At 37.6% G+C, this 14,054-nt stretch carries 16 protein-coding genes and 1 pseudogene; 4 read left to right on the forward strand and 13 right to left on the reverse strand.

The window, feature by feature from the left end; genetic code table 11:
* Positions 1-190 precede the first annotated feature (190 nt).
* On the forward strand, positions 191-847 hold the full coding sequence (locus GJU32_RS16275; protein WP_155593015.1) for a hypothetical protein: 657 nt from the start codon (positions 191-193) through the stop codon (positions 845-847).
* A gap of 36 nt (positions 848-883) precedes the next feature.
* On the opposite strand, the gene GJU32_RS16280 is transcribed toward GJU32_RS16275, so the two are convergent.
* Entirely contained in the window at positions 884-1,558 is a 675-nt protein-coding gene (locus GJU32_RS16280) for a KinB-signaling pathway activation protein (RefSeq protein WP_155593016.1), read from the reverse strand.
* 151 nt (positions 1,559-1,709) lie between these two features.
* Here GJU32_RS16280 and gerD point away from each other — a divergent pair, with 151 nt between their 5' ends.
* Complete coding sequence (gerD, locus tag GJU32_RS16285; protein WP_155593017.1) at positions 1,710-2,318, forward strand: spore germination lipoprotein GerD; 609 nt, start codon at positions 1,710-1,712, stop codon at positions 2,316-2,318.
* A 54-nt stretch (positions 2,319-2,372) separates the two neighbouring features.
* Here the strand turns inward: gerD and GJU32_RS16290 are convergent, their stop codons facing one another.
* The 3 genes and pseudogenes from GJU32_RS16290 to GJU32_RS16300 form a co-directional block, all read right to left on the reverse strand.
* The gene (locus tag GJU32_RS16290; RefSeq protein ID WP_155593018.1) at positions 2,373-3,428 is read right to left on the reverse strand and encodes a P-loop NTPase; all 1,056 of its coding nucleotides are present in this window, start codon (positions 3,426-3,428) and stop codon (positions 2,373-2,375) included.
* Between the two features lie 72 nt (positions 3,429-3,500).
* Entirely contained in the window at positions 3,501-4,214 is a 714-nt protein-coding gene (locus GJU32_RS16295) for an N-acetylmuramoyl-L-alanine amidase (protein ID WP_155593019.1), read from the reverse strand.
* A gap of 132 nt (positions 4,215-4,346) precedes the next feature.
* A pseudogene (locus GJU32_RS16300) lies at positions 4,347-5,174 on the reverse strand (DUF4822 domain-containing protein); the annotation flags it as partial.
* A 570-nt stretch (positions 5,175-5,744) separates the two neighbouring features.
* Between GJU32_RS16300 and GJU32_RS16305 the strand changes: the two are divergent.
* On the forward strand, positions 5,745-6,353 hold the full coding sequence (locus GJU32_RS16305) for an ankyrin repeat domain-containing protein (RefSeq protein ID WP_155593021.1): 609 nt from the start codon (positions 5,745-5,747) through the stop codon (positions 6,351-6,353).
* 487 nt (positions 6,354-6,840) lie between these two features.
* Entirely contained in the window at positions 6,841-7,176 is a 336-nt protein-coding gene (locus tag GJU32_RS16310; RefSeq protein WP_155593022.1) for a DUF4288 domain-containing protein, read from the forward strand.
* Between the two features lie 249 nt (positions 7,177-7,425).
* Here the strand turns inward: GJU32_RS16310 and rpsI are convergent, their stop codons facing one another.
* The 9 genes from rpsI to rpsK form a co-directional block, all read right to left on the reverse strand.
* A complete protein-coding gene (rpsI, locus tag GJU32_RS16315) occupies positions 7,426-7,818 on the reverse strand; it encodes a 30S ribosomal protein S9 (RefSeq protein ID WP_004233744.1) in 393 nt (130 codons plus the stop codon).
* A 25-nt stretch (positions 7,819-7,843) separates the two neighbouring features.
* On the reverse strand, positions 7,844-8,281 hold the full coding sequence (gene rplM, locus GJU32_RS16320; RefSeq protein WP_004233742.1) for a 50S ribosomal protein L13: 438 nt from the start codon (positions 8,279-8,281) through the stop codon (positions 7,844-7,846).
* 178 nt (positions 8,282-8,459) lie between these two features.
* Positions 8,460-9,200, reverse strand: coding sequence for a tRNA pseudouridine(38-40) synthase TruA (gene truA, locus GJU32_RS16325; RefSeq protein ID WP_155593023.1), 741 nt, complete (start codon positions 9,198-9,200; stop codon positions 8,460-8,462).
* A 14-nt stretch (positions 9,201-9,214) separates the two neighbouring features.
* Positions 9,215-10,012 (reverse strand): energy-coupling factor transporter transmembrane component T family protein, encoded by a 798-nt coding sequence (locus tag GJU32_RS16330; protein WP_155593024.1) that lies wholly within the window; start codon positions 10,010-10,012, stop codon positions 9,215-9,217.
* Positions 10,009-10,881, reverse strand: coding sequence for an energy-coupling factor ABC transporter ATP-binding protein (locus GJU32_RS16335; protein ID WP_155593025.1), 873 nt, complete (start codon positions 10,879-10,881; stop codon positions 10,009-10,011). The genes GJU32_RS16330 and GJU32_RS16335 overlap by 4 nt, the downstream gene beginning before the upstream one ends.
* Positions 10,857-11,702 carry an energy-coupling factor ABC transporter ATP-binding protein gene (locus tag GJU32_RS16340; RefSeq protein ID WP_155593026.1) on the reverse strand — a complete coding sequence of 282 codons (846 nt, stop codon included), beginning with the start codon at positions 11,700-11,702 and terminating at the stop codon, positions 10,857-10,859. Before GJU32_RS16340 ends, GJU32_RS16335 begins: the two co-directional genes overlap by 25 nt.
* A gap of 427 nt (positions 11,703-12,129) precedes the next feature.
* On the reverse strand, positions 12,130-12,510 hold the full coding sequence (gene rplQ / locus GJU32_RS16345; RefSeq protein ID WP_008181938.1) for a 50S ribosomal protein L17: 381 nt from the start codon (positions 12,508-12,510) through the stop codon (positions 12,130-12,132).
* Positions 12,511-12,567: 57 nt separating this feature from the next.
* Positions 12,568-13,512 (reverse strand): DNA-directed RNA polymerase subunit alpha, encoded by a 945-nt coding sequence (locus GJU32_RS16350; RefSeq protein WP_004233733.1) that lies wholly within the window; start codon positions 13,510-13,512, stop codon positions 12,568-12,570.
* Between the two features lie 139 nt (positions 13,513-13,651).
* Positions 13,652-14,041 carry a 30S ribosomal protein S11 gene (gene rpsK, locus GJU32_RS16355; protein WP_004233731.1) on the reverse strand — a complete coding sequence of 130 codons (390 nt, stop codon included), beginning with the start codon at positions 14,039-14,041 and terminating at the stop codon, positions 13,652-13,654.
* Positions 14,042-14,054: the final 13 nt, after the last annotated feature.

Here is a 14,054-nt window from a genome sequence, read left to right on the forward strand (position 1 = left end):
TAGTTACTAAAAACTTTATTGATTACGTTTTGCTTGTTCAGTTTTCAAGGTTCATGTTGTTTGTTTCGCTGTCACCTCTTGGCGACTTATACATAATAACATCGATTATTCATGAAAGTCAACACTAAATCATAAGTTTTTTTAAAGAGATTTATTTTTTATTTAAAATCTTAGAAACGAGGTTATTATTATGGTCCGCAAAACGTTGATTTCACTGCTTTTAATCGTAACTCTCTTTGTTTTTCTAAAGCCTATAAATTCAACGATGATTTCTGTATTTAATATTGCCAATGCACCAGTAGTAGTCACGAAAGGACATTACGGTACGTCTCTTATTGTAGAGATTTCTTTCTCCGATGAATCTCTATTAGAATGGCTACAAACGGTGAAAGAACCTTATCCGCTTCTACTTTTAGATACTGACTGGATTAAACGTTCACCAGAACATATAAAAATTATACAAGAACGAAAATTGCCTACAGGGTTACTTGGCCCAGAAGATTCAATAGATAAACCCATTGACATGGCTCTCGTACAAAATGATATTGATACGTATGAAAAATATTTAAAGGAAAAACCACTTTGGTTTGCTACTAGCAATCACCAATACTCACAGGACTTACAGAAATCTTTGTTTCAGCAACAAATGAATTTGTTATCGCCTTCTCTAATTTGGCAAGGTGAGAAAAAACCTAAATTACAAAAAGGTGATTTTGTATTTTTTCCACTCCACCAAAACAATCAAATTTCATTTAAAGAGCTTAATACGCTAATACAACAAAATAAGTTTATGTCAATTGAGGAAAATATATTTGGATACAAAGTTCAAACTAAAAAATCCCCATAAAAAAAATTGCCTCCTATGTATGAGGCAATTTTTTTCTTATGCATTTTTAGTCTGTTCACGACGAGCTTTGCGGCGTGCTTCTAATTTTTGACGATCTTCATCGGATTTTGCATTATATTTAGGTAATACTAATAATTGATACGCATTAACAGCTAATAATGGGAACAATAGTAACGCAACATATTCATTAATATTTTCATCACGTCCCATTAACGCAATTGTCCATTCCAATGTTGTAATGACAATCATAAAAAATAGTGCTGATACTAACACATGTTTCTTTCCTGTTAATTTTACTTTTTGAACAGCTGTCGCTATTGCTCCAAAGATTAGAACAATTAATAATCCAACGTAAAATAACCAGCTTTGTCCATCTTTTATACCTGGAATAAAACGGAAGAAAATAATATCAAAAATAGTAATTGCAATTAATAGTAACTGTACCCAATTCCATAATGTAAGTGTTCTAAAAATATTTACACCTACTTGATGAAGTGTTAGATAAGCAAAAAAGCCAGCTTGTGCAATAACACTCATAGTAAATCCTAAGAAAACCATCCATAAAAGTCCTGCGAAAAACTCACCCCATTGACCATTTGCTATGTATGGTTGGAAGAATTCCCAGCGAATAAATAAACTAAAAACACCGTTGACTGCACCACCAACGAGCATTGCAAAGAAGAAAAACTTTGCCCAATTTCGTATCGTCACAACTAAAAGTCCCCCAATTTCTCAATATATCTGTCCTTATTTTATCAATGCATTGTTAAAAAAGCTATTTCTCATCCTAACCAATACATAAAGTCCTGAGAAATGTGAACAATAATTGAAAGAGTCTATCTAGAGAAAGGACTGATTGTCGATGCGAAAATTCACCTTATTACTGATTCTAATGCTTTTTCTTTCTGCCTGTGCACAAGATAAAACCTCTACCATGTCCTATGATGAAATAAAAAAAATCATGATCGACTCTTTACAAACAGAGGATGGTAAAAAGGCGTTGCGACAGCTTTTGGAAGAGCCGAGTTTCCGTGAGCTTTTGATTTTAGAGCATGATGAAGTGAAAAAAGCTACCGAGGAAACATTACTTTCCAAGGAAGCAGAAGACTTTTGGAAGAAAACCTTTGAGGATCCAAAGTTTAAAGAAACTGTTGCGAAAAGCATGCAAAAACAGCAACAGGATATTATGAAGGACTTAATAAAAGATCCAACTTTCCAAAAGGATATGGAGGCTTTTTTCGGTCAACCCGATATGCAGAAGCAGTTAGAGACGATCCTAAAATCAGCCAATATGCGAAAGCAAATGGAGGAAGTCGTAAAGGAAACGATTGAAAGCCCATTAATGCAATCTAAATGGCAAGAATTGATTAAAAAGAGTGGCGAAACAGGTTCATCAGAAAGTGGCGATAAGAAAGAAGCGAGTGGCGAAGGTAGTGGAGGAACGGATAAAGAGCAAAAAAGTACTGAATAACGATAGCAATTTAAAAACGGATTTCCCCAAAAATTGGTGGAAATCCGTTTTTTATTATTTAGTTAATTTATTAATGATATTCGTCGCGATGTCTAAATAAATTTGTCCTGTCGTATGTTTTTCAGCATACACTGACGGAGCAAAATCCTCTTCTGTCCAATCTGGTTGCCCAAGTGGGATTTGTCCAAGTAGTTCAGTTCGTAGTTCTTCTGCTAGCTTAGGACCGCCACCTTGACCAAAAACAAATTCTCGTTCACCTGATTTAGATTCAAACCAAGCCATATTTTCAATAACACCTAGAATCTCATGGTCTGTTTGTAGAGCCATTGCCCCTGCACGTGCAGCAACGAATGCTGCGGTTGGATGCGGTGTTGTGACTACGATTTCTTTTGAAGATGGTAACATTTGATGAATATCTAATGCAACGTCGCCAGTTCCTGGTGGTAAATCTAATAGTAAATAATCAAGCTCTCCCCACTCTACATCACGGAAGAATTGATCTAATACTTTACCTAACATTGGACCACGCCATACAATCGGTGCGTTGTTTTCCACAAAAAAGCCCATTGAAATCATTTTTACACCCAAGCGATCTACTGGGAAGATACGATTGTCGACTACTTTAGGCATATCCGTAACACCCATCATATCCGGCACACTAAATCCATAAATATCTGCGTCAATTAAGCCTACTTTCTTCCCTAAACGAGCTAAAGCAACTGCTAAGTTAACTGATACTGTAGATTTACCTACTCCGCCTTTACCAGAGGCAATAGAAATAACTTGAACTGTGCTTAGTGGAGATAAAATATCTTGTGCTTCTGACTCTGTAGCTGTTCCACGGAAACTTTGTAGTTTTTCTGTTGATAGCTCTTCAAAACGAATACCAACAGTGTTTGCACCCGCTTCTTTCAACACCTCAACAATCTTCATTTGTAGCTGTAGTTGTTCAGGTGTATTCAGTTTAGCAATCGCAATTTTTACACTGACATGATTTTTTTCTTCTTTTATTGATACGTTTATAATTCCATCTGTTTCTGCAAGCGATTTATGTAAAAATGGATCTTGTAGTTGTCCTAGTATTTCTCGAATTTGTTGTTCAGTAATCACGACGAACACTCCCCTTATATTGTCTCAATGTTAGTATATCATAATGATTTGATTTAAGTTGTAGATGTTGCTCTACTCAATTTTAGCTAATAAATACTCTTCTATACCTTCAACTATGGCATTTGCCATCTTTTCCTGATAATTCTTATCTATTAATAGCGCACGTTCCTCATCATTACTAATAAATCCTGTTTCCACCAAAGCAGCAGGTACTTCCGCTTTTTTAAGCAAATATATTTGCTTAATAGATAATGCTTCTCGATCTGTATTTTTCAAATTAGTACGAATAGATTGTTGAATACTCTTTGCTAGTATTTCACCATCAGCATGTCCTTCCTTATGATAAAATACCTGTGCACCACGCCATTTTGATTCGGGAATGGCATTTGCATGAATAGTAATAAATACATCAGGCTGTTCTTTTTCCACGATATCCTTTCTTAAGAAGATATCCTGCTTTTTTCGTTCTCTTAATGTCCCATATTTTTCTGACGGCGCGTGTTCATCAATAACATCACCATTTTTTGTCCGTGTCATTACGACTGTTGCGCCCTTTTTCTTTAATTGCTTCTCCACATGCTGAGCAATTGCAAGTGTAATGTCCTTTTCAATCACTTCGCCCTTTGAAGCTCCTCCATCCTCACCACCATGCCCTGCATCAATGACAATCTTTATGCCACCTAGTGGGTCTGGTAAGAAGAAGTTACGGTCCGAAGCATTTGTTTCATATGCCACGACCACTATACTCATAAGCATAATTACTCCTAGTGCAAGCCAGCGCTTCACCCATATCCACCACCCTTTTACATTTAGTGTACGAAATTAGTGGATGAACTATGCCAGAAAGTAAAAAAAACTCTCAAGTATTTGAACTTGAGAGTTTTTAATTTCTTCTATATTAAGGGAGGAAGAACAATTTTATTGCATTGTGAATTTAGGATTAAATTCACCTTCGTATGGTTCATGTTCAACAAACACCGTTATAGCATTACCATCTTTGTCTTTACCTGTTCTTTTATACGTAAACTTCTTATCATTTATTTCAGTGATTTCAAGAGCAGCACCATATTTATTATCACCAAGTGAAACATGTGCTCTTATTTTATTGCCATGAATAACATCAAAGTAGCCATAATCACCACGACTTTCACCAGTTTCAGGGTTGAAGAACTCATATTTATTAGTTGCTGCTTCAAATTTTGCTATGCTAATAAAATTCGAATTAAACTCTGTTACATCATTTCCTTCTTCATCTAAAGCAACTGTTCCATGCCATAGCGTATTAGCTAGAATATTATCACCATCAATGTCTGTAACAATATCTCCAGTAGTTGCATCTAGCGTCTTATCTGGATCAGTAAATGCTAGTTCATTTTCTTGATAAGGAATATGTTCTACAAATACTTCTACCTCATTACCAGCAGCATCTTTACCCATTCTTTTATAAGTGAAAATGTCATCAGTTAATTCTGTGATTTCTACAACAGCTTGGTAGTTCTTTGACTCAGAAATTAAAATTCTCTGTTTCCCGTCATTTGTAATGAAGAATGTTCCCTTATCGTCACGACTTTCACCAGTAGCAGCGTCAAAGAATTCATAATGACCTGTTGCAACATCGTATTTTGCTAAGCCGATGAAGTTGGCATTCTCTGCAGTTAAATCATTGTTATCTTTATCATATACTTTTGTACCTTGCCAGTTCGTACTACTAAGAATGTTGGCCATTTCTTGACCTTTTGTCAATTGGTCCTTTGCTGCATTCTCTGTTGTAGTATTTTCTGTCTTTACTTCCCCACTATTTGTAGAGTTGCCTTTTGCAGGCTCCTTATCTTGACATGCTACAAGTAGTGCCATTGCCGCAACGGATACTATCAATAATTTTTTCATATCCACTTACCTCCATTATTTAATATATTTTTGAGTTACGTCAAACCCATTAATGAACAGTCCCAACGAAAATGAAAGGTTTGTTGTACCTTCAAAAACTATATTAAAACGGAATGTTAAATTCCCTCTAAATAATTTCTTAAAAAAACATAAACTTATGCGAAAATATTTTTAATAAATTTTAAATCTGTTCAGAATTAGTGATTATCATGGGTGGAAGTCTAAATATCATTTTATAGATATACTTAAAACTTCTCTTCCTTGCGCTTACTGTAAATTTTTTACTATACGAAAAAGCTATGCAAAGCATATTTTTTAAATAGTATTCGTGCAATTCTCTACATGTTACCATCATTTTAGAAACTGACTATCAGTTCTGCTCGCCTTGACGTTTTATTAATGCAATCTAAGGAAGAGAAGGTGGATGATATGAATCATCAATTGATTATTACCGCAGCGAAAGGAAATACAGATAAAGTATTAACACTCCTACAAGATGGAGTCCCTATCAATACCACCGATCAATTTGGGAGAACAGCTGTCTTAGCTGCAACTTATAATAATCAGGTGGATACTGTGAAGACGCTTATTCAGCATGGTGCTGACATTAATATTAGAGATAACAACCTAGAGAATGTACTTTTACATGCAGGTGCGTCAGGCTATTTTGAAATAGTAAAGCTTGCCATAGCAGCCGGTGCTGATACCAAGCTGACTAATCGCTTTGGAGGAATAGCTATCATACCCGCTTCAGAACGTGGTCATGTAGAAGTAGTTCGTGAGCTTCTTCTTCATTCAGACATTAATGTCAATCACATTAATAATCTGCATTGGACAGCTCTATTAGAAGCAGTCATCTTAGGTAATGGTGGTGAGAAGCATCAAGAAATCGTGCAGCTATTAGTTGATTATGGTGCTGATTTGAATATAGGCGATAGAGATGGTGTCACACCGTTGCAGCATGCAAAAAAATTAGGTTTTTATGAAATAGAACAGATTTTAAAAGAAGCAGAATTCGAACGCTCTTGTAACAGTTAACATAAGGTGGTTTCATCATGATTCGAAACACCGATTTGTGCTGTTGCCCATCGTTGGGTTGATCAAATACAATTTTATGCATTATAAAGCTCTGTGCTCAAGAAAGAATGATTACTCGACCTAAGCTTCAAGTATGAAGTATTTTTGTACTTCCTCTTCATTATCCCTTGCAACCTATAGAAATATCCTCATAAAAAAGCCTGCTCCTCATTCGAGAGAAACAGGCTTTTTCGCAGTAACTTATTGCTTCGTACATCTTATTGGATTTGTATACGATGTACTTTTGAAAGGTTTCCACATTTCTATTTTATAAACAAATCATTCTTATGATATGTCTATATTAACACTTGGCCGCGCAATATTGACATCACAACACTTCTGTTAAAAACTATAATCTTTTATATATTTAGATATAAATATCCCAATTTAAATATGGAAGAGGCACTTTATGTTTAAAAGCATGAATAAATAATGTGAGGCGATTAGCATGAACAAACTTTTTTCAGTGAAACTGTTATTTGAGTCTATAGTAACACCAAAGCCAGCAACAGGAAAAACATTTGAAGAATCTATCATATTAATCAAAGTACCGAACGAAGATGAAATTGAACAAATGATATTTGCCTATTATCTAGTCGAACAATTTACGAATGCTACTGGTGGGAAGACTACTATTAAATTGGTCAGGATTCTCGATATTTTTGAGGTAGTTGATAACATATATATTTCTGCGAATTTTGTAGAGGTATATAGTCGTTATTTGCTATTTGAGGAAGACATTGAAACGGAAGAACTGATTAAACTTTTCCAATTAGATAAATAAAGTTTTAATTCCTTACTATTTTATATAAAGCATTTAATTACTCAGAATTCATATTGAGAAGTAGAAGGCCATTTTCCAGAACTGGCTGAACAGGTGCACCCGCTTCATCGTCAATTCCATAAGAAATAGTGTGAAGCAATCTTTGGGGTAACTCTAGAGATTGCTTTTTTATAATGAGTACCTATTTATTAGATGAAACAAAAAAACTCTTTCCACAAAAGTAGAAAGAGTCTTTGTATAACGCTGAAATTAACGTTTTGAGAACTGAGGTGCACGACGAGCGCCGCGTAGACCTGGTTTTTTACGTTCTTTCATGCGTGAATCACGAGTAAGTAATCCTGCTGATTTTAATGCAGCACGGAAATCTGGGTCTACTTGAAGTAGAGCACGAGCGATACCGTGACGAACAGCACCAGCTTGACCAGTGTATCCACCACCGTTAACGTTTACGTGGATATCATAGCTTCCTGTAGTTTCAGTAGCTACTAATGGTTGTTTAATTACTTCGCGTAATGCAGCGAATGGTACGTATTCTTCAATTTCACGTTTGTTGATAACAATTTTACCTGTACCTGGTACTAAACGTACGCGAGCTACAGAGCTTTTACGGCGACCAGTGCCGATATATTGAACTTGTGCCAAAGTAATATCCTCCTCTTAATTTATATTATCCGCGAAGCTCGTAAGCTTCTGGTTTTTGTGCAGCATGTGGGTGCTCTGTTCCAGTATAAACGTTAAGTTTAGTGAACATTTTGCGACCTAAAGAGTTTTTAGGAAGCATTCCTTTAACTGCTAATTCGATCATTCTTGTTGGGTACTTATCTAGCATTTCACCAGCAGTACGAGTTTTTAAACCACCCGCAAATTGAGTATGGTGACGGTAAAGTTTACCCTCTAATTTGTTACCAGTTAAATGGATTTTGTCAGCGTTGATGATGATTACGTGATCACCTGTGTCAACGTTTGGTGTGAATGTTGGTTTATGTTTACCACGTAAGATTGCAGCTACTTCAGAAGCTAAACGTCCAAGAGTTTGGCCTTCTGCATCAACTACTAACCATTTACGGTCTACTTCGTGACCTTTAGCCATGAATGTTGTACGCATGTATATATCCTCCTAATCAATTCGATTACCGTTATTTTTCATTAAACTACACTATAAGTTTCGGGGCTTATTTGTGGTGGTAATGAAAATACCATCTGTTATCATATAATGAATGACTTTTAAAGTCAAGCAATTTCATTAAACACCTGGTGAAGTTGTTCAGAATTTTAGAATGCCACTAATAGCACACTTTTTCTAAATATAACCCTTGTGGTGGTGCGGTTTTACCCGCCTTATTTCGATCTTCAGAGGCGACTACAAGAGCCACGTTATCAATCGTACGGCGACCTACCCCAACCTCCCAAAGCGTACCTGCTATAATACGCACCATATTATATAGGAAACCATTTCCTTCGATAATCATGTGGAGTTCTTCTCCATGCCATTCAAATTGCAATGTCGTTACTGTACGTATTTTATCCTTCACACTTGTATTCGCTGCACAAAAGCATGAAAAGTCATGTGTACCGATGATAGCCTTAGCTGCCTCTTGCATCGCCTCTACATCGGGTTTGACACCATTTGTCTCAACTGTATAATGCCTACGAAATGGACTTTGTACAGTCTCACAAGACCAGATATAGCGGTACCGCTTCCCCGTCACACTGTAGCGTGCATGAAAGTCATGTGCCACTTCCTCTACCGACAATACGCGAATATCTTTTGGCAGTTGCACATTCAGAGCCTTGCAATACTTATCTACTGGAATGGCGAGTGGTGTATCGAAATGCAATGTTTGCCCTGTTGCATGAACTCTCGCATCCGTACGCCCACTTGCAGTTACTTTGATTTTTTCACCCTTATGCATAATGGCTAGTACACGCTCAAGCTCAGCCTGTACTGTACGTTCACCAGGCTGTACTTGATAACCTGAGAAATGCGTGCCATCATAACTAATAATTATCTTTAAACGTCGCATAAAGCATACTCCTTTTAACTTCTATAGAAGAACAGCAATACACCTATTGCTACTAATAACACAAGCGCAAATGTGTCACCCATATCCCATTTTAATCTGCGGTATCTAGTACGACCTTCACCACCACGGTAGCCTCTTACCTCCATCGCTGTTGCTAAATCCTCAGCTCTCTTAAAGGCGCTGACAAAGAGAGGTACTAGTAAAGGAACCACGGCTTTTATACGGTCTTTTATCGGACCAGAGGATAAATCCGAGCCTCGTGCCATTTGAGCCTTCATAATCTTATCTGTCTCATCCATTAAGGTTGGGATGAAGCGCAAAGAAATGGACATCATTAAAGCCAATTCATGTACTGGCACTTTAATTGCTTTTAATGGATTTAAAAGAACCTCAATACCATCTGTAATGGATATCGGTGATGTTGTTAAGGTTAAGATCGATGTCATAAATACTAATACTAGAAAACGTATTGAAATATATATTCCTCGTCTGATTCCTTCATCGTAAATCGTAATGAACTTTGATTCAAAAATAGGAACCCCTTCCTTCGTCATAAATATATGGAGAAGGAATGTGAAAGCCATTAAAAAGAGAACGGGCTTTAGACCATTAATCAAAAAATACAGACGAATGCGTGATATTAATACAATCAGTAGTGTGAATGCCAATAGCATGGCATACGTCAAAGTATTGTTGGCCAAAAATACAATAATAATAAAGGCAAATACAAAGATCAGCTTTGAACGTGGATCGAGCTTATGAACGGGTGAATCTCCTGGGAGGAAGCGTCCAAAAATCATTTTTTCCATCATGACTCTGCACGCTCCTCTCTCAGCACTTGCGCGATTTCAGCCGCAAGTTCCTCCTCAGTCAAGCAAACCTTTGATAAGGGATGACCCATCATGTGCTCAATCTTATGCTGGAAACGGACAATACGTGGTGGCTCTAAGCGGAAATTCTTTAAAGTTGCAACATCCTTAAAAATAACCCGTGGTGTCCCACTTAAGACATTTTTTCCTTCATGCATGATAACAATATTATCTGCATATCGAGCAGCGTCTTCCATACTATGTGTCACTAGAATGGTTGTGAGATGACGTTCTTGATGGAGCTGATAAAACATATCCATAATTTCTTTTTGACCTCGTGGATCGAGACCAGCTGTTGGCTCATCCAGAACAATAACCTCAGGGTCCATTGCTAAAACACCTGCAATCGCCACTCGACGCATTTGACCACCTGATAAATCGAACGGTGACTTCTCAAGAACGTTATCAGGTAAACCAACTAAACTGACAAGTTGTCTTGCACGCGCTTTAGCCTCTTCCTCTGATACGCCAAAGTTCATTGGCCCAAACATAATATCTTTTAAAACTGTTTCCTCAAATAATTGATGCTCAGGGAATTGAAAGACAATACCGACCTTTTGCCGTACTGCTTTTAAATCCTTTGCTTTTTTCCCAGCTACAATAAGGCGATCCCCAATATGTACTTCTCCTGAAGTAGGTCTTAGAAGTGCGTTAAAATGCTGAAGAATTGTCGATTTACCTGAACCGGTATGGCCAATAATCGCTTGATAGGTATGTGAAGGGATGTCAAAATCCACATCGAATAATGCCCGTTTCTCAAATGGGGTACCTTGAGCATAGGCATAGCTTACTTGTTGAAGTTTGATGTCCATAAATCATTCACCAACTCTTCTTCTGACATATGTTGTCCCATTAACGGAACACCTTCCTTTTGCAATAGCTTTGATAACTTCAAGGCAAATGGTAAATCTAGTCCAAACTCAACTAGCTTGTCCCCAAGTGCAAAAATTTCAGCAGGTGTACCTTCTGCAAACTTCTTACCATCATTCATAAAAAGAACACGATCTGCTAGCATTGCCTCTTCTAAATCATGAGTTATCGATAATACGGTTAATCCTGTTTCAGCACGTAATGTTTGAACAGTTTGTAACACCTCTGCACGCCCTTGAGGATCTAACATAGACGTAGCCTCATCTAAAATAAGAAGTTTAGGTTTCAATGCAAGTGCTCCAGCAATAGCAACACGCTGTTTCTGCCCTCCTGATAAATGATGCGGCTCATGGTCTAAAAACTGGTTCATTTTTACTTGCTCCAGTGCATCATGTACACGTTTCACCATATCCTCAAAAGGTATACCGTTGTTCTCTAATGCAAATGCAACGTCATCCTGAACGGTTGCACCGACGAATTGATTGTCAGGGTTTTGAAAAACCATTCCCATTAGAGAACGAGATTCCCAAAGATTCTCCTCACATAATGGTTCACGTAATACTCTTACATCCCCCTGTTGAGGAAATAGCAAGCCATTCATCAGCTTGGCAATAGTGGATTTACCTGAACCGTTATGTCCAACTATGGCAATCCATTCTCCTTCTTCAACAGCAAAGCTAACGTTATCGACAGCATTTCGACTGTTTTGATCTTCTGGTGTATATGAAAAAGTCACATTATTTAAAGATAAAATTTCAGGCATTTCTAGAACTCCTCTCTACATGCTCAGCTCTACTAACTAACTTACACTTTTTTATGTATGAATTCTACTACAATACGTATGTCGATAAAAGAAAAATACTACAATAACAACTTAATTTGGTGATGGGCTTTCAAGCAGCTAAAGAAAATCCATATATTAAAAAAAGCACCACAAATTGGCGCTATCCTACCTAATAAAAAAGCGCGCACCTCATTCAATAGAAATGCGCTAGTTGATACATTTACAAGAAATACGGGTGCTCAAGCCCTTATTTCTCCTGAATGAGGTGCGGAGAGCTAAACGAGACGCCACACCATTGAGTGTCCGCTCATCATAACGCTCAGCTTAATTATTTGTCGTATAAATCATTTATAAAAGAAAGAGGGTGGTGATTCCCACCCTCTTCACCACAAGTCTTCTCTTATGATTAAACTAGTTCAATCACAACAACAGGTGCACCGTCACCACGACGAGGACCTACTTTAAGAATACGAGTGTAACCACCTTGACGCTCTGCATAACGTGGTGCAACATCATCAAATAACTTTTGAAGTGCAAATGATGTTGATTCGTTACCTTCTGCATCAGTCGTTGTTACTAGTTCACGACGGATGAATGCAGCAGCTTGACGGCGTGCATGTAAATCTCCGCGTTTACCTAAAGTAATCATTTTTTCAACAGCTTTACGTACTTCTTTAGCGCGAGCCTCAGTAGTTTCGATACGCTCGTTGATGATTAAATCAGTAGCTAAGTCACGTAACATCGCTTTACGTTGAGAACTTGTACGACCAAGTTTTCTGTAACCCATGGATGTTTCCCTCCTTTATAGAAAAAAATCTGATCTTGTTAGTTGTGTTTAAATCGCTTAGTCTTCTTTGCGTAATCCTAAACCAAGCTCTTCTAACTTCGCTTTTACTTCTTCTAATGACTTACGTCCAAGGTTACGAACTTTCATCATATCGTCTTCTGATTTATTCGCAAGTTCTAGTACTGTATTAATACCAGCGCGTTTTAAACAGTTATAAGAACGAACAGAAAGATCAAGTTCTTCGATAGTCATCTCTAAAACTTTTTCTTTTTGGTCTTCTTCTTTTTCGACCATGATTTCAGCAGTTTGTGCCTCATCCGTCATGCCAACGAAGATGTTAAGATGCTCGGTTAAAATTTTTGCTCCGAGCGAAATCGCCTCTTTCGGACCGATGCTGCCATCTGTCCACACATCAAGAGAAAGTTTATCGTAGTCAGAAGACTGACCTACACGAGTATTTTCCACTTGGAAATTGACGCGTGATACTGGAGTGTAAATAGAGTCGATCGGGATCACGCCGATAGGAAGATCCTCACGTTTGTTTTGATCAGCAGGAGTGTAACCACGGCCGCGTTGTGCATACATACGCATACGTAAATGACCGTTTTTAGCGATTGTTGCAATATATAGATCTGGGTTTAAAATTTCTACGTCACTGTCATGTGTAATGTCAGCAGCCGTAACTGTACCATCGCCTTTAACATCAATCTCAATAACTTTTTCTTCGTCAGAGTAGATTTTAAGAGCTAGTTTTTTCACGTTCAAAATGATTGAAGCTACATCTTCTACTACGCCTTCTACAGTTGAGAATTCGTGAAGAACACCATCAATTTGAATTGAAGTGACAGCAGCTCCTGGTAATGAAGACAGAAGGATACGACGTAAAGAATTACCCAAAGTGTTCCCATATCCGCGTTCAAGCGGTTCTACAACAAACTTTCCATATTTGGAATCTTCGCTGATCTCCACCGTTTCAATCTTTGGTTTTTCAATTTCGATCATTTTATTTACCCTCCTTCAAAACATCGAATGTATAGGTTCTTTCCATCATAGATTCGATCGTCAATGACGTATCGTTTATTATCTGCACAAGACAGTCTGTACAAAAAATGATGTTCTCATACAATATGAGACGCACCCATTACACGCGACGACGTTTTGGCGGACGGCAACCATTATGAGGAACTGGAGTAACGTCTTTAATAGCAGTTACTTCTAAACCAGCAGCTTGAAGTGCACGAATAGCAGCTTCACGACCAGCACCAGGACCTTTAACAGTTACTTCCAACGTTTTCAGACCATGTTCAAGGGATGTTTTAGCAGCAGTTTCTGCAGCCATTTGAGCAGCGAATGGTGTAGATTTACGTGAACCACGGAAACCAAGAGCACCAGCACTTGACCAAGATACAGCATTACCTTGCATATCTGTAATCGTTACAATTGTATTGTTAAATGTAGAACGAATGTGTGCAATACCAGATTCGATATTCTTTTTCACACGACGTTTACGAGTTTGTTGTTTACGAGCCATGTTAAGAAGGAAC

Source organism: Lysinibacillus cavernae (genome assembly GCF_009724685.1).
Taxonomy (GTDB): domain Bacteria; phylum Bacillota; class Bacilli; order Bacillales_A; family Planococcaceae; genus Lysinibacillus; species Lysinibacillus cavernae.